Source organism: Actinoallomurus liliacearum (genome assembly GCF_039542035.1).
Taxonomy (GTDB): Bacteria; Actinomycetota; Actinomycetes; order Streptosporangiales; family Streptosporangiaceae; genus Actinoallomurus; species Actinoallomurus liliacearum.
Genome location: NZ_BAABHJ010000008.1, coordinates 123,849 through 142,957, shown reverse-complemented (window position 1 = coordinate 142,957; position 19,109 = coordinate 123,849). Strand labels below are relative to the sequence as shown.

Here is a 19,109-nt window from a genome sequence, read left to right as displayed (position 1 = left end):
TCTCCGGGACCGCTGGCCTTCCCCGAACCTTGGTCTCGGCCTCGAGCGCGGTCTGCCTGATCACAGGGCGATCCCGTCGGACCGATCAGCACATTGACGTCGGCGTTGACGTGCCAGGCCTGGCGAATCGGTCATCGACCCGTCAACGCCGGCGGCAACGTGACCACGCCGGCGGCGAAGCCACCGTCCCCCCGCACGGCGGATGCCGATGATCAGCCTGTGGAGCGGGTCAGCATCAGGCCGGCGAGGGTCGCGAAGACGACGCCGGACACAGCTATGAAGGCGCCCTGGGCGCGGTGGCCGATGCGGTGGCCCGAGCGGGCCACGGCCAGGGCGATGACGGCCTCCAGGCCGGAGGCGACCACGAACCACGTCACGGTGAACACCGCCAGGCCGGCCGGGCCGGCGAGGTGCTCGGCGCGGAGCATCGCGGGCGTGCCGGTGGCCAGCCAGAACGTCCACGTCAGCGGGTTGGCGAGGTTTCCGATGACGCCCTTCCAGAACGCCCAGCCCTCCGCGTTCGGGACCGACTTCGCGCGCCAGAGGCGTACGGCGTCCCGTATGGCGCCGACGGCCAGCCAGAGGAAGAACGCCGCGCCGACCAGCCCGACCCAGAACGCGGCCTGGGCGACGGCCGCGATGACCCAGGCGAACGCCAGCGCGGGCAGCAGGAGGGCGACGTCGGCGGTGGCGGAGCCGAGGATGACGCGGAACGCGGCGCCGAACCCGCGGGTGGCCGCCTCGTTCAGGATGGTGACGAAGATGGGCCCCACGGACAGGGCCGCGCCGACGCCCAGCAGCACACCGAGCCAGATCACCTCGCCCATCGACGACCCTCGGCTGAATCGTGCACGAATGAACCCCTTTGCGGCAGATGCCCGATGTGGAGGGTAAGGCGGCCCTGTTTCACGCGTGTTTCGTCGATGTTGATCGCATCCGCCGTGGTCCGGCGGCGGCCTCGGCGGCCGGATCGGTCCGCGTGCTGCGCGTCCGGCGTGGGAAGTCGGTAAGGTTCCGGTGTGGACGCGCGTATCGACAAAGTGGTGACGTCAGGCAAGGTCACGGTCGACGACACCGAGTACGACATCGAGAGCAACACGTACATCGTCGGGGACGACGACGCGGTGATCGTCATCGACCCCGCCAACGACGCCGAGGCGATCCTCAAGGAGATCGGCGAGCGCGAGGTGATGGCCGTCATCTGCACCGACGGTCGCGATCATCACCTCGGCGCGGTCCTCGAGATCGCCGAGGCCGACGAGGAGGACCCGGCGCCGATCGGGCTGCACTCCCGGGACCGCCTCCTGTGGCGTCAGTACTTCCGCGCCCTCGCCAAGAAGGACGAGGACTCGGAGTTCATGAAGGACCTCACCCCGGACATCGACATCGAGGATGGCGGCATCTTCGAGATCGGTGGCGCGCAGCTGGAGGTCATGCACACGCCCGGGCACACGCCCGGCAGCATCTGCCTCTACAGCGATCAGCTCGGCGTGCTGTTCTCCGGCGACACCCTGCACAAGGGGCGGCCGGGCCTGGTTGGGGAGGAGTACCACGACCTTCAGGACCAGCTGAACTCCATCGGGTCGCTGCTCGGGCCGCTGCCCAAGGACACGCGGGTGCTGCCCGGCCAGGGCGAGGAGACCACCGTCGGCGACGAGGACGCCCAGTGGGAGAGCTGGTTCGCGCTCGCGCAGGAGCCGAGCTCCGAGGACTGACGCGATGGCGGCCGAGCAGCTCGGATTCGAGGGGATGCCGAGGCGGCTCTACCCCTGCACGCCCTCCCGGCTGAACACCTGGCTGGACTGTCCGCGCCGCTATCGGATGACCTACCTGGACCGGCCGAAGCCCGAGAAGGGTCCGCCGTGGGCGCACAACAGCGTCGGGGCCAGCGTCCACAACGCCCTGGCCGGCTGGTGGCGGCTGCCCATCGAGGAGCGCACCACCGAGGCCGCCGGCCGGCTGCTCGACCGGGGCTGGCTGACCGACGGCTTCCGGGATGACGCGCAGTCCATCGAGTGGCGCCACCGGGCCCGGGAGATGGTCCTGCGCTACACCGCCGGACTCGACCCGGCGGACGAGCCGGTCGGCGTCGAGCGCACGGTCTCGATGAAGACCCACCTGATCACCGTCCAGGGGCGGGTCGACCGGCTGGACCGGCGCGGCGACGAGCTCGTGGTCGTCGACTACAAGACCGGCCGCCGGCCGCTCACCTCCGACGACGCCCGCGCGTCCCTGGCCCTCGCGCTGTACGCCGCCTCGGCCAACCGGATGATGCGGACCCGGTGCCGCCTCGTCGAACTCCACCACCTGCCGACCGGTGAGGTCGCGGTCTGGGAGCACACCGACGACTCCCTGGACCGGCACGTCCGCCGCGCGGAGCAGATCGCCGAGGAGTGCGGCGAGGCGGACGAGTGGTACCGCGCCCACGCCCGGCCGGTGGACGCCCAGGTCCTGCCGCCGGAACGCCGCCACGCGCCCTTCGACGAGCGGTTCCCGCCTAGCCCCGGCGCGCTATGCGCCTGGTGCGACTACGTGCGCCACTGCCCGGAGGGCCGCGCCGCCGCCCCCGCCCGCGACCCCTGGTCCGCCCTCGCGGAGTGATCCACGGCGGGCGCCGCAAGGGCCACGCCGGACCTTCTGCGCGAGCGGATCGACGGCCGGGTCGGTCAGCGACCGCCGGGACGGTGCTCAGGCGGCGGCCTTGGGCCAGCGGCGGGGGTCGCGCAGGCCCTGCAGGCCCTTGCCGAGGTCGTAGCCCTCGGCGGTGAGCCGCTGCCGGGCGCCCTCGAGCATGTCCTTGGTCGTCTGCTGGAACGTCAGGTCGTGGACCTTCTCCGGGAGGGCGTTCGCCGCCAGGCGGAAGGACCGGAGCGCCGCCGTGACGACCGGACCCGGTATCTCGGGCAGGATCCCGTACATCCGCCGGGCCCAGCCGGGCAGCGAGTAGTAGCACAGCGCGCCGAACGGGACGTACATCGGCTTGCCCGCCGACATCCACCGCATCTCCTCCGGCAGCCTCGGCCACAGCAGGAACCGTACGGTCGAGCGGGCCTCCGGCGTGACCTTCAGCCGTGGGCGCATCTCCGCGAAGAAGGCCGTCATCTCCGCCACGCTGCCCGGGACGTCCTCCTCGTGCAGGCCGACGTAGGTGGCGCTGCGGCGCTGCTCGGCGAGGTAGCGGTCGGCCTGCCGGTCGGTGAGCCGCAGTCCGGAGCGGCGCGCGGCCTCGAGGTAGGAGAAGACCTCCGCGCAGTGAACCCACAGGAGCAGTTCGGGATCGTCGACGCGGTGCACGCGCCCCGTGTCCGGGTCCTTGATCCGCAACGCGCGATGGATGTCCCTCACCTTGCGGCCGAGGCGATCGGCCTCTTCGGGCGTGCCCCACGTCACCACGCCGACGAAGTCGGCCGTGCGCTGCAGCCGGCCGATGGGGTCCTCCTGGAAGTTGGAGTTCTGCCAGACCCCGCGCATGGCGAGCGGGTGCAGGGCCTGCAACATGAGACTGCGCACCCCGCCGATCCACATCGACCGGTCGATGTGCACCTGCCAGGTCACACTCTGCGGGGGCTGGACGGTCGCTTCCATGGCGCCATCGTAAGTCCTCAGTTACATGAGACGCTAGTCGTATCTTGTCTCAAAGCCGTCCGGTCCCGGCGTCGGCCGGCCGCGATGAATCTCGGTCAGGCGCGCTCGGCGTCGTTCCAGAAGGAGGTCAGCGCGCTCGCGGTGGTCTCGGGAGCCTCCACGGCGGGGGAGTGGGCCGCGCCGGGGATGACGACCTTGCGGGCGCCCAGGCGCTCGGCCATGGCGGCCTGCTCGCGGGGCTCCCACCCGTCGTCGTTCTCGCCGTACAGCACGAGGACGGGCAGGCCGGCGTCCTCGGTGACCTTCGCGAGGTCGTCGACCCGGTCCGGGGAGGACAGGACCTCCCGGGCCATGGCCATCAGGCCGGTGGGGGAGTTCGAGAACATCCGCCGGCGCAGGAACGCCACGATCTCCGGAGGCACCCCCTTGGTGATCACCCCGGGCTCGATCCGGGTCGTCCACAGGTGCTCCAGGCCGACCTTGGGCAGTGCCGCGAGCAGGACCTGGCCCTCGACCTCGCGCGACCCGCCGATCGCGGCCGGACCCGAGCTCATCAGCGTGTACGACGCCAGCAGCTCGGGATCGCACAGCACCGTCTCGCGTGTCACGAGCCCACCGAAGGAGTGCCCGACCAGGTGCACCTGGTCGTCGAAGTACTCCAGGACGGCGGCGATGTCCGCGCCGAGCGCGGCGCAGCTGTAGGCCGCCGGGTCGTCCGGACCGGGAGTCTCGTGCTGGCCGCGCATGTCGAGCGCGACGACGCGGCGCCCGCCGCCCGCGAGCGTCTGCAGCACCGCGATGAAGTCCTCTTTGCTCCCGGTGAAGCCGGGCACCAGCAGTGCCGGGCCGCGCTCGCAGACGCCGGAGCCCGGAAGCGCCTCGAGCACGGCGAACGTGCCGCGCGAGGTGTTGATCTCCGTGCGGCGGACGCCGGGAGGCAGACTGAGGAACCGGGGCGTACTCACTGGCAGGAGCTTACTTGCACATGCCAATATCGACACCATCGTAGCGATTTGGCTGGTCATCCGCTGGGGAACGCGAAGGTACCCTCGAGACATGACGGCTGCCGTCTCCGCCCACAAGGGCGGATCCGAGGTCGCCCGGGCCGCCACCTGGGAGGCGTACGAGAGCGCTCTGACGACGGGCGCGGAGTACGTCGAGTTCGACATCCGCCGCACGCGCGACGGAGAGTTCGTCGTCTTCCACGATCAACGTATCGCGAACCGTCCCGTGGCGGCGCTGACCTACGACGAGCTGTGCGCCGTCGCGGGTTTCCGCGTGCCACGCGTCCGCGATGTCATGATCCTGATCGCGGGCCGCATGAAGGGCCATCTCGACCTCAAGGAGATCGGCGACGAGAGCGAGATCATCACCCTCGCCCTCGACACGCTCGGCCCGGACGGCTTCGTCGCGACCACGCTGGAGGACTCCTCGATCGCTCGGATCAAACGGGAGTTCCCCCAGGTGACCGCGGCTCTGTCCCTCGGGCGCAGCCTCCGCGAGGTCTCGTGGCTGATGAAGGCGCCGACCCGGATCCAGGAGCTGTACCCGCTGCGCCGCATGCGCGAGTGCGGCGCCGACTGGCTCGCCGTCCATCGCCGGCTGGCGCGCGCCACCGTGCTGCACATGTGCGGCCGGCTGGGCATTCCGGCCATGGTCTGGACGGTCAACGACGAGCCGAGGATGCGGCGGTTCCTCGGCGACGAGCGGGTGACCGTCCTGATCACCGACCGGCCGCGCCACGCCCTGCGGTTGCGCCAGGGGGGCCTGTCCACCGCCGGATAAGGCACTGGATTCCGTTTCCCCGGCTGCGGACCGCCATCTCCGTTAGTCTGCGTGATCATTCTGTCATGCGGTGATATGGGGGGTCCGAAAGGATGGCGGCCGACGACCGGATCCGCCCGCTGCGCGCCACGGACCCGGCGGAGCTGGGCCCGTACCGCCTGCTCGGGGTGGTCGGCCAAGGGGGGATGGGCACGGTCTATCTCGCCGCGTCCGCCTCGGGCGAACGTGTGGCCGTCAAAGTGATCAACGTGGACTTCGCGCAGGACCCCGCCTTCCGCGATCGGTTCCGCCGCGAGGTGGCGGCCGCCCGCCGGGTCCGCCGGTTCTGCACCGCTCCGGTGCTCGACGCCCGGGTCGACGAGGAGCCGCTGTACATCGTCACCGAGTATGTGGCCGGGCCGAACCTGAAGGAGTTCGTACGGGCGTCCGGCCCGATGCGGGGTTCGAGTCTCGACCACCTCGCGGTGGGAGTGGCGACGGCCCTGGGCGCGATCCACGGGGCGGGCATCGTGCACCGCGACCTGAAACCCGAGAACGTTCTGCTGTCCCCGATGGGTCCCCGGGTGATCGACTTCGGCATCGCGCGGGCCCTCGACAGCGTGACCGAGGCGACTCGACCCGGCCAGATCGTCGGTACTCCCGCCTACATGGCCCCGGAGGTCATCCAAGGGCGGCGCGCCACCACGGCGTCCGACGTCTTCGCCTGGGGCGCCGTCGTGGCCTTCGCCGGTACGGGCGGCACGCCGTTCCCCGGCGAGGGGCTGCCGGCCGTGCTGTACCGGATCATGCACGAGGCGCCGTCGCTCAACGGTCTCGACGAGTCCGTACGGCCGCTGGTGGAGCGAGCGCTGGACAAGGACCCGGCGCGGCGGCCGTCCGCTCAGGAGCTGCTGACCGGCCTGACAGGGCACGCGCGGGCCGCGCCGTCGGACGACCGGACGAGGTCGTCGAGCGACGCGGCACGGATACCGGACGACGCAGGAGCCGAGGGCAGGCGGGCGGGGCTTACCGGGCCCTCACCGGTCGCCCTGGACACCGGTTCGGCAGCGGCCGGCGCGCTCGGACCGGAGCCGGACGCCGGACACGCGTCGTCCGGCGCCGCGTCGGACCCCGGTGCCACCCTCGTCGCGACGATGGATCCCGGAAGCCCGGAGCCGGCGGCGCGTGGAGAGGCCGGGGTACGGCACCGCGCCAGGACCCGGCGTATCGCCTGGACCGTCGCGGCCGCCACCGCTGCGGTAGCCGCCGGGATCGGGGCGACCGTCGCACTGATGCCGTCCGGCGGCCGGACGACGCGGACCGTCCCCGTCTACTCCAACGGCTTCTCGCCTGACACGCCGACCTGGGACCGCGACAAGTACACCTCGTACGTCGATGGCCGGTATCGCATGACGGCTGAGGGCCGGGCCGCCGCCAACGATTCGAAGCCCGCGCAGTACCCCGCGCGGTACCTCCCCGCAGCCATGGAGGTGAGCGTCGACGTGGCCGTGGTCTCCGGCGCGGGCGACGGCACGATGGGCCTGTGGTGCCGCGGAGCGGACGACCGGATTCTCGACGGCTACGTGTTCCTGGTCAGGCATGACGGACAGGGCGCGTACATCCGCAAGATCACTGCGGGCGGCTCCCGGACACTCGCGCAGGTACCGAACGCGCCGGGCTATGAGCCGGCCGGCGCCGCGGGGAGCCGCAAGAATCACTTCACGGTCGACTGCGAACCCGAGGGGGCGAAGGTCCGTCTCCGGCTGTGGGTGAACGGCAGGCTCACCATCGCGGCGACGGACGGCGACGACCCTTTGGCGGACGGGCAGACCGGCCTCGTGGTGATGCGCGGCAGCGGGGCGCACGGTGGCCGAACGGTCGTCGACTTCGACGACTACTCCATATCGCGGATCAAGAGCGGGAGCTAAGGGCCCCGACGCCACCGGTTCCTGCCTGACGCACCCTCGCCGGGGCATGAATAAGGGGCGTGATCGTGATCACGCCCCTCCTTCGGCCGTCGGTCAGACGGATTCGCGCGCCCCACCGGTCCGCGTGCGGCGCTTCTTCCTTGCCGCAGGGCGTACCGGCTCGACGTACTCCGGCATCTCGTCGGTCACGTCGATGGGTGGCGGCAGGAACTGCACCATCGGGATGCCCGCCGGGCTGATCATCACGGGAGCCGTGGCCGGCTCGGGCCGTGCCACGGGAGCCGTGACGGGCTCGGGCCGTGCCGCGGGCACCGCGTCGTCCGCGACGAACGGGGTCGGAACCTCGTCCGCCTCGGCGGTCTCGACCACGTCGGCGCTGGTGTCGATCACCGGCACCGTGTCCTGCGCCTCCACGGCTCGCCGACGCGTACGGCGTACGGTCGTGGCGGCCTCCGCTGCCTCCGCTGCCTCCGCGGGAGCCTCCTGTGCCTCCACGGCTCGCCGCCGGGTGCGGCGTACGGTCGTGGCGGCCTCCGGTGCCTCCGCGGGAGCCTCCTGCGCCTCCACGGCTCGCCGCCGGGTGCGGCGTACGGTCGTGGCGGCCTCCGGTGCCTCCGCGGGAGCCTCCTGCGCCTCCACGGTCGCTGCCGAAGCCGTCACCGCGGCCGGCACCGGCTCGGCCGGATGCGCCGCGGCCTCCACCGGCCGACGCGTGTGCCGCCGGGCCGTCTCCTCCGCCGCGACCGCCGCGTCGCCGTCATGCTCCAGCGGGCGGCCGCCGCGCGTGCGCTGCCGCGAGCGGCTGTTGCGCTGCCGTGCCGGGCGGGGTGGCTCCTCGTGCTGCCGCCCGTGCGACCGGTTACGGCCGGTCTCGCCGATGTCCTCGACCTCTTCGGCCTCCAGACCGGCCCGGTCCCGCTGCGCCTTGGGCAGGATGCCGGTGATGTCGGACGGGATGTCCAGTTCCTCGTACAGGTGCTCGGAGGTGGAGTAGGTCTCGACCGGCTCGGCGAAGTCCAGACCGAGCGCGCTGTTGATCAGCTTCCAGCGCTGCAGATCCGACCAGTCGACGAGCGTGACCGCGATGCCCTCCTTGCCCGCACGGCCGGTACGGCCGATGCGGTGCACGTAGGTGTCGGCGGCGTCCGGGCACTCGTAGTTGACGACGTGGGTGACGTCGTCGACGTCGAGGCCGCGCGCCGCCACGTCCGTGGCGACGAGCACGTCGATCTTGCCGGCGCGGAAGGCGCGCAGGGCCCGCTCGCGCTGCCCCTGGCCGAGGTCGCCGTGCACGGCGGCGGCGGCGAAGCCACGCCGGGTGAGGTCCTCGGCGACCCGGTCACAGGCGCGCTTGGTCTGACAGAACACCATGGTCAGTCCGCGGCCCCGCGCCTGCAGGACGCGAGCGAGCAGCTCGGGCTTGTCCATCTGGTGCGCCTGGAACACGTGCTGCGCGACCTGCGGAGTGGTCTCCGACTCCTCGTGCGACTCGGCCCGTACGTTGGTCGGCCGGGTGAGGTACTTGCGCGACAGCGCGACGATCTCGCCGGGCATGGTGGCCGAGAACAGCATCGTCTGGCGCCGCTCGGGCACCTTGGCGACGAGACGCTCGATGTCGGGCAGGAAGCCGAGGTCGAGCATGCGGTCGGCCTCGTCCAGGACGAGCACCGACACCTGGGAAAGGTCGAGGTACTTCTGCTTGACCAGGTCGAGCAGCCGGCCGGGCGTGCCGACGACCACCTCGACGCCGTTCTTGAGGGCGTCGATCTGCGGTTCGTACGCGCGGCCGCCGTACACCGACAGGACGCGGCTGCCGAGCTTGCCGCCGGCGGTGGTCAGGTCGTCGGTGACCTGGACGGCCAGCTCACGCGTCGGCACGATGACCAGGGCCTGCGGCTTCTTCCCGCCGTGTTCGATGCGCTGCAGCAGCGGGATGCCGAAGGCCAGGGTCTTGCCGGTGCCCGTGCGGGCCTGGCCGATGATGTCGTGCCCGCCGAGACCGATGGGTATCGCGAGCAGCTGGATCGGGAACGGTTCGACGATGCCCTCGGTTTCGAGGGCGTCTGCTATTTCGGGGACAACTCCGAGTTCATGGAACGTCGTCAGGGCCTTCAGCCTCCAGTGTGCGGGGTCCGCTCAACGCCGCGTGCGCACCGTGTCCGGTGACGCGGCGAGCCGTCTCGCGGATGCGCCTCATGCGCCGTCTCCGGCAGGGCTCTGTGGCGCCCACCGGTCGTCGCGTTCGGTCGCGCCTTCGCGCGGGAGGGACCAGCCGACAAATTCTTCCTAGGGTGTGACCGGGTATGGGGTCGCGCTCTGCCGCGATCGGTCACAGTTCGACACGCAGTGTAGCTGGCGGGGGCGGATTTCAAAAGCCCCCGCTGTTCTTGTCAACGCCTCAGCGTACGATTTCATTTCATGTCTCCGGCCGCACCCCCCTCTCCCTCCCGGCCGCGTGCCCTCTACGGACTGCTGGCGTGCGTGCGGTTGACCGCGTTCGAGGAGCGGGCGGCGGACGCGGGCCGTACGGCGTCCTACGAGGACAAGGTCGTGCTCGCCGGCCTGGCGACCGGGGCGTTCGCTCAGTTCGAGCGGCTACGCGACCGGCTGATCGAGGCCGGCGTGGACCCGTACGAGGCGATGCGGCCGTACCAGGACGCGATCACCGCGTTCCATGGGCGTACTCGGCCCGCCGACGCGATGGAGGCGCTGGTCAAGGTGTACGTCGCCGACTCCATCCTGGCCGACCTCTACCGCGAGGCGGTGGAGAGGACCGATCCCGAAACGCGTTCGGTGGTGCATGAGTCGCTGGCCGATTCCGGTCACGCGGAGATCCTGACCGAGCGGCTGCGCGCGGCGGCGGAGACCGACGCCCGGCTGGCGTCCCGGCTGGGGCTGTGGGCCCGGCGCCTGGTGGGCGAGGCGCTCAGCCAGGCCCATGCGATCACGGAGCGGGGCCCCGAGGTGGGAGCGCTGTTCGGGGACGAGGACGTCGCGACGATGTTCGGCCGGATCGTCGACCGGCACCAGGCCCGGATGCGGGCCGTCGACCTGCGCGATTGATCTTCGTCCCGGATGGTGCGTGGCGTTGCTTCCCGTGACCATGCGTATCCAGTAACTTCCCCCTCTTGGTAGAGGAGGACGAATTTGGGCGATTGGGCGCTTCCCGGCTACTCGGAAGTGCGAGAGCTGGGCAGGGGCGGCTTCGGGCGGGTGGTGCTCGCCCGGCACGACGCGTCCGGCGCGCAGGTCGCGGTCAAGTACCTGACCGCGAATCTCCTCGCCGACCAGCGGTTTCTGGGCGGCTTCCGGGCCGAGGCGCGGATACTCCGGCAGCTCGACAGCCCGCACATCGCGCGCCTGTACGACTTCGTCGAGACGGAGCACGGCGCGGCGATCGTGATGGAGGCGGTCGACGGGATCTCGCTGCGCGCGCTCCTGGACGAGGACGCCCCGCTCGAGCCGCAGGCGGCTCTGGCGGTGCTCAAGGGGTCGCTCCTCGGCCTGGGCACCGCGCATGAGCGCGGCGTCGTGCACCGCGACTACAAGCCCCCGAACGTCCTGGTGCGCGCCGACGGCCAGAGCACGCTCATCGACTTCGGCATCGCGCTGCGTTCCGGGCAGAGCGGCCTGGCCCTGGGCACGCCGCCCTACATGGCGCCGGAGCAGTGGCAGGGCGCGCCCGCCACCCCGGCCACCGACGTGTACGCGGCGACCTGCGTCTTCTTCGAGTGTGTCACCGGCCACACCCCGTTCCAGGGCGAGACCGAGCAGGCGTACCGGGCCCAGCACACCAACGCGCAGGTCCCTCTGCGCGAGCTCCCGGAGGCGCTCCGGGGCCTGGTCGTCCGGGGCATGGCCAAGCATCCCGCGGAACGGCCGGTCGCCGCCGGGGCGTTCGTGGCCGAGCTGGAGCGCGTGGCCACGGCCGAGTACGGGCCGGACTGGGAGTCCAACGGGTGGCGACGGCTGGCCGAGGCGGCCGCCGGGCTGGCGGCCCTGTTCCCCCTCGCCGCGCTCCTCGCGAGCGGCTCGGGCGCCCCGGTCGGCGGCGCCGTGGGCGGAGGCGCCGCCGGTGGAGGCGCGGCGGGCGGCGTCGGTGCGGGCGGTACGGGTACCGCGGCCGGTGGCGGAGCCTCCGGCGCCGGGAGCGGCGGAGCGCAGGCGGCGGGCGGCGCTGCGCACGCCGGAACCGTCGCGCAGGGTGCGGGCAAGTCCCTGCTGTCGGGCATCGGGGCGAAGGCGTCCGTCGCCATCGCGGGTGTCATCGTCGTCGGAGCGGCCGGGACCGCCGCCGTCGTCGCCTCCCGGGGAGGGGACCACCACCCCTCGGCCGGACCGACGCGGCCGACGGCCGCCGTACAGCCGCTCCGCGTGAACGTGGCGTCCACCAGCACGACGCTCCACAAGGGGCGCACCATGATCACGCGGTACATCCAGGTGAGCGGCCTGAAGGACGCCGCCGTACAGGCGAAGGTCAACAAGGCGCTGCGGGCCCCGGTCGACCGGACCCTCGCCCAGTTGAAGCCCGCCTTCGTCATGTCGGCGGGCCAGGCGATGAGCCTGCCGACCGGCACGCTGGAGTCGGCCCCGACGGTGGGGCTGGGCGGTCCGAAGCTCCTGTCGGTCACCTACACGTTCGCCGACAGCAGCGACTCGAACCGGCAGATCCCCGCCAGTTCCCAGGACACCGTCGTGCTGGACCTGGCGACGGGCAGGGCGCTGGGCGTCGCGGACCTGCTGCTTCCGGCCGCGCGCACCGCGGCCGGCGCGCGCGCTCTCGCGCGGATCATGGATCCGCAGGTGAACGGCGGCGTCTGCGCTCAGGGCCAGCCGCTGACCGGACACGACCTCGGCCGAGGGCTCGAGATCGCCCCCACCGTCACCGGCATCACGTTCACGATCCGCGGCTGGATCGACCTGGGCTGCCCGCACGCCGATCTCGGCCGCGCGTTCGATGTTCCGTACGAGAAGTTGGGCGCGTACGTCCGCCCGGAGATCGCGGCGACGGCCAAGGCGTCCCAACCCGGGACGGCGACGAAGACGGCCGCCCCCACGCCCACGCACTCCTGACGCGCGTCGCGGCCACCGCCCCCGGGGCCGGGTCTCGTACGGGGCGGCGTCCCACGCCCACGGACTCCCGACGCGCGGCCGGATTCCTTCCGTGGCCGAGCGGGGGGCGGGAGCGCGTCCACGGGTCGTGGACGTGGCGAGGCCCCCGCCGGTGGGCGGGGGCCTCGCTGGGGGTCAGGTCAGATTCCGTGTGGATGGGCCGGAGCCGGCTCGATCAGTACACGCCGCGGCGCGAGCCCCACCGGCCGCGACCGCTGATCAGCGCGACGCCCGCGGCGGCCACCAGGACCGAGATGATGAAGGCGATGATGCTGCCCGCACCGAGTGCGTTGGCGATGACGCCGCCGATCACCGCGCCGACGACCCCGATCAGGATCGTCAGGGCGATGCCCATCGGGTTCGGGCCGGGCACGACAAGACGCGCGAGAGCCCCGATGATGGCGCCGATAATGATGAACCAGATTATTGTCATCAGCATTTCTCAGACCACCTCCTGCCGGACCGAGTCCGGCGCTTCGGATTCGCGCGGTCTGTATGCCCCTCTCCGAGAGACTCATTCCAATCTCTTGAAAAAGTCGGAACGAATCTTCGGAGCGGTCAGTAGGAGCCGAAGCCGACGCTCCTCTGCTCCGACTCGGCGATCTCCACGTAGGCGAGCTTGGCCGCCGGCACGACGAGGCGGGCGCCGTCCCGGCTGCGGAGCGTGAACACTCCGTCCTCCTCGGCCACCGCGTCCTGCACCGCGCGCTCCACCTCGTCGGCGGACAGCGAGGTCTCGACGACCAGTTCCTTGGGCACCGACTGGACACCGATCCGTACCTGCACGTTCTTCCCTCCGTAGCGGGGCGATCTCAGGACCGTCCCCTGGCGTACCTCCGGGCCGGTCTCATCCGACTTACCGGCACTATGGCACGGACCGGTGCGAAAGAGGGGCGGCGGGAGTGCCCGGTGCGAAAGAGTGGTGGCGGGAGTGCCCGGTGCGTCAGGTGGTGCGGGGGAAGCCGCCGATGCCGCGCCACTGCAGCCGCGCGATGAGGTGCTCGGCCTGATCCTTGGAGATCTTGCCGCGCTGCGACAGCCAGTAGCGCGCGCTGACCTCGGCCATGCCGACCAGCCCCATGCCGAGGAGGTGCGCCTCGTCGCTGGAGACGCCGGTGTCCTCCTGGATCACCTGTGCGATCATCTCGGCGCACTGCTGGTTGGTGCGGTCCACCCGGGCGCGTACGGCGGCGACGTTGCGCAGGTCGGACTCGAACACCAGGCGGTACGCCTCGCCCTCCCCGGCCACGAAGTCGTAGAACGCCTCGATGGTCCGCTGCACGCGCAGCTTGTTGTCCGGGGTCGAGGCCAGCGCGTCGCGCAGGTGCTGGACGAGCCCCTCGGCGTGCTCGTCCAGCAGCGCGAGGTACAGCTCGAGCTTGCCCGGGAAGTGCTGGTACAGCACGGGCTTGCTGACGCCTGCGCGCTCGGCGATCTCGTCCATCGCGGCGGCGTGGTAGCCCTGCGCGACGAACACCTCCTGGGCGGCGCCCAGCAGTTGGCGGCGGCGGGCCAGCCGCGGGAGCCTCGTGCCCCGGGGGCGGGCGTCCGGGGTTGCGGTCACGTGAGTTCTCCGATCACCTGTCCGGGCGACGCTGTGGCGCCGCTCGCGCTGCGGGCTACCATCCTACGACCGGGTAACGTCCGACCGGCCGAACCCGACGACGCCGCCGCGAAAGCGGCGCCCCCGTGCGTGAAAGCGGCGCCCCCGTGTGCCGTCCGAGCGGCGCCGTGGGCCCTCGGGGCGACGCCACCACCCGGTCCTCGTGGTCACCGGTAGTCGTCCTCGTCGAGGTCGATCTCGTACCTCTGCTCCGCGGCGTCGGCCTCGTTCACCTCGACCGGGAACGTGGTCGGCCACGGACTCTCGGCGTCGCGCACCGCCACGTGCTGCTCGGCGGCGTCGGCCTCGGGAGCCTCGAGGCTCAGTTCGATCTCGTCATCGGGCATGGCGTCTCTCCCCCAAGAGAACTTCAGAGCTGCTCGGCCAGTTCGCGCAGGACCGGTTCGAAGGCCTCACCGTACGTCGGGAAGGCGTGGACCACGTCGGTGAGGATGCTCAGCGGCGTCTCGGCCCGGATGGCCAACGTGATCTCACTCATCCACTCCTCAGCGTAGAGCCCCACCGCGGCGGCGCCCACGAGAACGCCCCGGGCTCGGTCGGCGTACAACTCCACCCGGCCGCGGTCGTCGTCCTCCACGGCGGCGCGGGCGGTCTCCGCGAGGTCGTACCCCGCCGCGACCAGTTCCAGCCCGCTCGCGGCCAGCGGCGAGACGCCCACCGCGTACACCGAGGGCGTCGTGTAGACGGCGCGGGGGATCGCCCGGTAGTCCGCCTCCCGGCGCTTGCCCAGGACGTTGGAGACCACCACCGCGGCTTGGTAGTTCGCGGCGTGGGTGTAGGGCGCGACCCCGGTCACGTCACCGGCGGCCCAGACGTTCGTGCCGTCGGTGCCCTCCGCGGTCGGGGCGGCATGGCAGGTGGAGTCGACGGCGATGCCGCGCTCCGGGTCGAAGCGGACGCCGATCGTCTCCAGGCCCAGGTCCGCGACGCGCGGCCGCCGGCCGGCCGCGATGAGGATGCGGTCCGCGTCGATGTGGTTGCCGTCGGACAGCCGCAGCCGCAGCCCGGTCTCGGTGCGTTCGGCACTCGTGGCCGCCACGCCGAGCCGCAGGTCGGCCCCCATCCTGCGGAGCGCGTCGGCGAGCGTCTCGCCCAGGAACGGCGCCTCGGCCGCGAGCAGGCGTTCGGCCGGTTCGACCAGGGTGACCTGGGAGCCGAACGCCGCGTAGATCTGGCTCAGCTCGCAGCCGACCGCGCCGCCGCCCAGCACGATCAGCCGACGCGGCAGGTCGGGCCGCGTCAGGGCCTCGTCACTCGTCCAGGTGGGCACCTCGTCGATGCCCTCGACCGGGGGGCGTACCGGCTCGCTGCCGGTCGCCACCACGAGGTCGGTGTAGCCGTACTCGGTCCCCTCGACCTCGACGACCCCGGGCCGTACGACCCGGCCGCGACCGCGCACGACGGTCACCCCGGCCTCGGCCATCTGAGCCGCGGTGGGCGCGTCCTCGAGGTGACGGGTCACCTCGTCGCGCCGCGCGACCGCGTGCTCCCACGTCTCCCCGAGCCGGGCCGAGTGCAGCAGCGTCTTCGATGGCATGCACGCGAAATACGGGCACTCCCCGCCGACCAGGCGGCCCTCCACCAGCGCGACCGAACGGCCCGCCCGCGCCAGTTCGGCGGCGATGTTCTTGCCGGAGCCTCCGCCCAGCACAACGACGTCATAGCGCCTGTCCTGCGCGTCGTCCGTCACCTGATCATCCTTCCCCATTTCACGCGCCATGCGCGTGTCACCTCCACCGGCGGCCACGGCGACGATTCGGCGCCATGACCACCGCCCACGATTGTGGACCCTCCGATCAATGGTGACGCACCGAGCAGCCTCCCGTACGCACTGCGGGCCTTCACGGCAGCTTCTGACGCAAGGTCAGCAGCGGTTCCAAGAGGTCGCCGTGCCGCTCGACGCGCTCGCGCACCTCGTCGGGTCCGAACCACAGCTCCGCGCCGGAGTTCACCTCGTCCCACGTCACCGGCGTGGAGACGGAGGGTTCTTCGGCGGCTCGCAAAGAGTACGGCGCGACCGTGGTCTTGTGCCGGTTGTTCTGACTCCAGTCGACGAAGACCTTTCCGGACCGCAGCTTCTTCTCCATCCGGCTGACCACCAGGCGCGGGTGCTCCTTCTCGAGCCTGCGCGCCGCCTCCTTCGCGTACGCCGAGGTGCGCTGGTCGGAGGTCTCCTTGATCGGGACGTACAGGTGCAGGCCCTTCTTGCCGCTCGTCTTCGGGAACGACCGCAGCCCGTCGGTCTCGAGCAGATCGCGCAGCAGGCAGGCGACCTCGCGCGCCTCCTCGACCATGGCGGGCGGGCCGGGGTCGAGGTCGAACACCAGCAGGTCCGGCTCGCGCGCGCCGCCCCGGGGGCCGACCCGCCACTGCGGCACGTGCAGCTCGAGCGCGGCCAGGTTCGCGCACCAGACCAGGGCGGGCAGATCGTCGACGACCACGAAGTTCACCGCGTCCCGGCTCCCGCCGGGCGTCGGCAGGCAGACCGTGCGCACCCAGTCCGGAGTGTGCGACGGCGCGTTCTTCTCGAAGAACGTCTGGCCCTCCACGCCGTCGGGGTAGCGCAGGCGCGTCGCCGGACGGTCCTTCAGATGGGGGAGCAGGACCGGCGCGATCCGCGCGTAGTAGTCGATGACCTCTCCCTTGGTGAAGCCGTGCCGGGGGTACATGACCTTGTCGAGGTTGGACAGCGTCAGCCGGACGCCGTCGACCTGGACGCTCGTCTTGGTGTCGCTCACCGGCTCTCCTCGGGGGCTCGGCCTGCTCAGGGGCCATCTCCCCGGCATCGCCGCCTTCAACCACCGACCCGTCGTCCGCGTACGGTCAAAGGCCGCGTCCGCCCGAGGCCTCGTCCGGTCTAGGGCTCCGCGTAGACCTCTTCGGGGTTGAGGTCGGGGCGGAGCCCACGCCAGGACGCGTGCAGCAGCATCCCGTCCAGGGTCCAGCGGGAGAACTCGACCTCGCCGACGAGCCAGGGCTCGACCCAGCGCGCCCGGCGGGCGTACTCGCGGGGGACCTCCATGGCGTACGGGCTGGTGGATCGCTCCAACGGGGTGAGGATCTTGTGCAGGTCGTCCAGCGTCGCGTCCGTGAACCCGGTGCCGACGTGCCCGACGAACCGGAGGCCGCCGTCCTCGTAGACGCCGAGCAACAGGGATCCGACGCCACCCTCCCGGCGGCCCTGCCCGGCCTTCCAGCCGCCGATGACGACGTCCTGCGTACGGAAGTTCTTGATCTTCCGCCAGTCGTCGACCCGCCGGCCGGGCCGGTACGGGGAGTCCAGCCGTTTGGCGATCAACCCTTCCAGGCCCTGCTCCCTTGTGTAGGCGAGCAGCTCTTCGAGCTGGTCCCCGGCCGAACCGGGCAGGTACGGCGGGGCCTCGATGGGGCCGGCCGCCAGCTCCAGCTCGTCGAGCAGGGTCCGCCGGTCGCGGTAGGGCAGGTCGTACAGCAGGTGGCCGTCCAGGTACAGCAGGTCGAAGGCGATGAAGTGCACCGGTACTTGGCGGGTCAGCAGGGTGTCCGGGTGCTCGACGTGCATGCGGTGCTGCAGGCGCTGGAAGCTGGGCAGGCCGCGCTCATCGAAGGCCACGACCTCGCCGTCGACGACCGCCGTCTGGCCGGGCAGGAGGTCGGCGAGGGCCTGCAGCTCGGGGTAACGGCGGGTCGCGTCCAGACCGCGGCGGCCGACCGCGCGGACCCGTCCGCCGGAGACGTAGACCATCGCGCGGACGCCGTCCCACTTGAGCTCCAGGCCCCAGCGGTCGGCGTCGTCCGGTAGCTCGCCCGGGGTCGCGAGCATCGGCTGGACATTGGAGGGCATGGGGTCACCCATACGATCATTTTCCCCATGTCGCTCGAACCTGACGCCATGCCGTCCGGTGGTTTAACCGGCCGGACACGGTCTCGTGGGCGCGCCCAGGTCCGTCCATGGCACGGCGCGAACGGCCCGCTCACCCCGGGGACACTTCGTGTGGCCCCCGACCTGCGCATACATTCGGGGTATCGCATTTCGGACGGCCCTGCCAGGTAGATCGGCAGGCCGGAGGGTAGGGACACCCCATGCGCAGCATCTGGAAGGGCGCGATCTCGTTCGGGCTCGTCACGATCCCGGTGAAGCTCTACTCCGCCACCGAGCAGCGTGACGTGGCCTTCCATCAGGTCCACCGCGAGGACGGCGGCCGGATCAAGTACAAGCGCGTCTGCACCGTCGACGGCGACGAGGTGCCGTACTCCGACATCGCCAAGGGGTACGAGCTGCCGAGTGGGGAGATGGTCGTCCTCACCGACGAGGACTTCGCCGACCTGCCGCTGTCGACGAGCCGCCGCATCGACGTCCTGCAGTTCACCCCGCTGGAGCAGGTCGACCCGATCTACTTCAACAAGACCTACTACCTCGAGCCGGACGCCCAGGGGGTCAAGCCGTACGTCCTGCTGCGCGACGCCCTCGAGGACTCCGACAAGGTCGCGGTGGTCAAAGTCGCGCTCCGGCAGCGCGAGTCGCTCGGCACGCTGCGGGTACGGGACGGCGTCTTCGTCCTCGAGACGATGCTATGGCCGGACGAGGTGCGCGAGACGGACTTCCCGTTCATGGAGGAGGACGTCGACGTCCGCCCCCAGGAGCTGCAGATGGCGTCCTCGCTCATCGACACGATGACGAGCGACTTCGACCCGGGCGAGTACAAGGACGCCTACCGCGAGGCCCTGGAGTCGGTCATCCAGGCGAAGGTCGAGGGCCGGGAGGTCGTCTCGCCGGAGGCACCCGAGGAGGCGCCGGCGGGCGCCGACCTGCTCAGCGCGCTGCGGGCCAGCGTCGAGGCGGCGAAGAAGGGCCGTACGGACAAGGGCGACGGCGCGGAGCGCAAGGCGGCCGGGTCCGCGAAGGCCGGGTCGCGCGCCGGAAAGGACGGCGCGGCGAAGAGCGGCCGCGGCACGGGCGGCGCCAAGGCCGGAACCAAGGCCGGGGCGAAGAAGACCGCCGACACCAAGGCCAAGGCCAAGAGCGGGACCCGCAGGACGGCCTGACCGGTTCCGTCAGAACCGGGCCGCCGGACCGGGAATGAAGATCCCGCCGGATGCGTTGGTGACCCCTGTAA

18 protein-coding genes are annotated in these 19,109 nt (G+C 71.6%); 7 read left to right on the top strand and 11 right to left on the bottom strand.

Annotation, left to right across the window (positions count from 1 at the left end):
- Positions 1-212: 212 nt before the first annotated feature.
- Positions 213-827 (bottom strand): LysE family translocator, encoded by a 615-nt coding sequence (locus ABD978_RS15390; RefSeq protein WP_345354059.1) that lies wholly within the window; start codon positions 825-827, stop codon positions 213-215.
- A gap of 192 nt (positions 828-1,019) precedes the next feature.
- Between ABD978_RS15390 and ABD978_RS15385 the strand changes: the two genes are divergently transcribed.
- Positions 1,020-1,715 (top strand): MBL fold metallo-hydrolase, encoded by a 696-nt coding sequence (locus ABD978_RS15385; RefSeq protein ID WP_345354057.1) that lies wholly within the window; start codon positions 1,020-1,022, stop codon positions 1,713-1,715.
- 4 nt (positions 1,716-1,719) lie between these two features.
- Positions 1,720-2,601 (top strand): RecB family exonuclease, encoded by an 882-nt coding sequence (locus ABD978_RS15380; protein ID WP_345354055.1) that lies wholly within the window; start codon positions 1,720-1,722, stop codon positions 2,599-2,601.
- An 87-nt stretch (positions 2,602-2,688) separates the two neighbouring features.
- Here ABD978_RS15380 and ABD978_RS15375 read toward each other — a convergent pair whose 3' ends face one another.
- Positions 2,689-3,585: an oxygenase MpaB family protein gene (locus tag ABD978_RS15375; RefSeq protein WP_345354053.1), complete on the bottom strand. Its 897-nt coding sequence runs from the start codon at positions 3,583-3,585 to the stop codon at positions 2,689-2,691.
- Positions 3,586-3,680: 95 nt separating this feature from the next.
- On the bottom strand, positions 3,681-4,550 hold the full coding sequence (locus tag ABD978_RS15370) for an alpha/beta fold hydrolase (RefSeq protein WP_345354051.1): 870 nt from the start codon (positions 4,548-4,550) through the stop codon (positions 3,681-3,683).
- Between the two features lie 91 nt (positions 4,551-4,641).
- Here ABD978_RS15370 and ABD978_RS15365 point away from each other — a divergent pair, with 91 nt between their 5' ends.
- On the top strand, positions 4,642-5,370 hold the full coding sequence (locus tag ABD978_RS15365) for a glycerophosphodiester phosphodiesterase (protein ID WP_345354049.1): 729 nt from the start codon (positions 4,642-4,644) through the stop codon (positions 5,368-5,370).
- A gap of 92 nt (positions 5,371-5,462) precedes the next feature.
- Positions 5,463-7,277 (top strand): serine/threonine-protein kinase, encoded by a 1,815-nt coding sequence (locus tag ABD978_RS15360; protein ID WP_345354047.1) that lies wholly within the window; start codon positions 5,463-5,465, stop codon positions 7,275-7,277.
- A gap of 93 nt (positions 7,278-7,370) precedes the next feature.
- Here the strand turns inward: ABD978_RS15360 and ABD978_RS15355 are convergent, their stop codons facing one another.
- Positions 7,371-9,347 (bottom strand): DEAD/DEAH box helicase, encoded by a 1,977-nt coding sequence (locus tag ABD978_RS15355; RefSeq protein WP_425550732.1) that lies wholly within the window; start codon positions 9,345-9,347, stop codon positions 7,371-7,373.
- Between the two features lie 348 nt (positions 9,348-9,695).
- Here ABD978_RS15355 and ABD978_RS15345 point away from each other — a divergent pair, with 348 nt between their 5' ends.
- Both ABD978_RS15345 and ABD978_RS15340 read left to right on the top strand, forming a co-directional pair.
- Entirely contained in the window at positions 9,696-10,340 is a 645-nt protein-coding gene (locus tag ABD978_RS15345; protein WP_345354043.1) for a ferritin-like fold-containing protein, read from the top strand.
- Between the two features lie 84 nt (positions 10,341-10,424).
- Entirely contained in the window at positions 10,425-12,350 is a 1,926-nt protein-coding gene (locus ABD978_RS15340; protein ID WP_345354042.1) for a serine/threonine-protein kinase, read from the top strand.
- A 214-nt stretch (positions 12,351-12,564) separates the two neighbouring features.
- On the opposite strand, the gene ABD978_RS15335 is transcribed toward ABD978_RS15340, so the two are convergent.
- The 7 genes from ABD978_RS15335 to ligD (ABD978_RS15305) all read right to left on the bottom strand — a co-directional run bounded on the left by ABD978_RS15335 (position 12,565) and on the right by ligD (ABD978_RS15305) (position 17,836).
- Complete coding sequence (locus ABD978_RS15335) at positions 12,565-12,828, bottom strand: hypothetical protein (protein WP_345354040.1); 264 nt, start codon at positions 12,826-12,828, stop codon at positions 12,565-12,567.
- A gap of 119 nt (positions 12,829-12,947) precedes the next feature.
- A complete protein-coding gene (locus tag ABD978_RS15330) occupies positions 12,948-13,175 on the bottom strand; it encodes a DUF3107 domain-containing protein (protein ID WP_345354038.1) in 228 nt (75 codons plus the stop codon).
- Positions 13,176-13,332: 157 nt separating this feature from the next.
- Complete coding sequence (locus ABD978_RS15325; RefSeq protein ID WP_345354037.1) at positions 13,333-13,953, bottom strand: TetR/AcrR family transcriptional regulator; 621 nt, start codon at positions 13,951-13,953, stop codon at positions 13,333-13,335.
- Positions 13,954-14,159: 206 nt separating this feature from the next.
- Complete coding sequence (locus ABD978_RS15320) at positions 14,160-14,339, bottom strand: hypothetical protein (RefSeq protein WP_345354036.1); 180 nt, start codon at positions 14,337-14,339, stop codon at positions 14,160-14,162.
- 23 nt (positions 14,340-14,362) lie between these two features.
- Complete coding sequence (locus ABD978_RS15315) at positions 14,363-15,703, bottom strand: dihydrolipoyl dehydrogenase family protein (RefSeq protein ID WP_345354034.1); 1,341 nt, start codon at positions 15,701-15,703, stop codon at positions 14,363-14,365.
- 151 nt (positions 15,704-15,854) lie between these two features.
- Positions 15,855-16,751 carry a non-homologous end-joining DNA ligase gene (gene ligD / locus ABD978_RS15310; RefSeq protein ID WP_345354032.1) on the bottom strand — a complete coding sequence of 299 codons (897 nt, stop codon included), beginning with the start codon at positions 16,749-16,751 and terminating at the stop codon, positions 15,855-15,857.
- Positions 16,752-16,870: 119 nt separating this feature from the next.
- The gene (gene ligD / locus ABD978_RS15305; protein ID WP_345354030.1) at positions 16,871-17,836 is read right to left on the bottom strand and encodes a non-homologous end-joining DNA ligase; all 966 of its coding nucleotides are present in this window, start codon (positions 17,834-17,836) and stop codon (positions 16,871-16,873) included.
- Positions 17,837-18,075: 239 nt separating this feature from the next.
- On the opposite strand from ligD (ABD978_RS15305), the gene ku reads away from it, so the two are divergent.
- The gene (gene ku / locus ABD978_RS15300; RefSeq protein WP_345354028.1) at positions 18,076-19,038 is read left to right on the top strand and encodes a non-homologous end joining protein Ku; all 963 of its coding nucleotides are present in this window, start codon (positions 18,076-18,078) and stop codon (positions 19,036-19,038) included.
- Positions 19,039-19,109 lie beyond the last annotated feature (71 nt).

Excerpts from the sequence above, each read along its gene's own strand:
- ABD978_RS15390 (WP_345354059.1), bottom strand. The coding sequence starts at position 827 with ATGGGCGAGGTGATCTGGCTCGGTGTGCTGCTGGGCGTCGGCGCGGCC.
- ABD978_RS15380 (WP_345354055.1), top strand. The coding sequence starts at position 1,720 with ATGGCGGCCGAGCAGCTCGGATTCGAGGGGATGCCGAGGCGGCTCTAC.
- ABD978_RS15375 (WP_345354053.1), bottom strand. The coding sequence starts at position 3,585 with ATGGAAGCGACCGTCCAGCCCCCGCAGAGTGTGACCTGGCAGGTGCAC.
- ABD978_RS15365 (WP_345354049.1), top strand. The coding sequence starts at position 4,642 with ATGACGGCTGCCGTCTCCGCCCACAAGGGCGGATCCGAGGTCGCCCGG.
- ABD978_RS15360 (WP_345354047.1), top strand. The coding sequence starts at position 5,463 with ATGGCGGCCGACGACCGGATCCGCCCGCTGCGCGCCACGGACCCGGCG.
- ABD978_RS15345 (WP_345354043.1), top strand. The coding sequence starts at position 9,696 with ATGTCTCCGGCCGCACCCCCCTCTCCCTCCCGGCCGCGTGCCCTCTAC.
- ABD978_RS15335 (WP_345354040.1), bottom strand. The coding sequence starts at position 12,828 with ATGCTGATGACAATAATCTGGTTCATCATTATCGGCGCCATCATCGGG.
- ABD978_RS15320 (WP_345354036.1), bottom strand. The coding sequence starts at position 14,339 with ATGCCCGATGACGAGATCGAACTGAGCCTCGAGGCTCCCGAGGCCGAC.
- ligD (WP_345354030.1), bottom strand. The coding sequence starts at position 17,836 with ATGCCCTCCAATGTCCAGCCGATGCTCGCGACCCCGGGCGAGCTACCG.
- ku (WP_345354028.1), top strand. The coding sequence starts at position 18,076 with ATGCGCAGCATCTGGAAGGGCGCGATCTCGTTCGGGCTCGTCACGATC.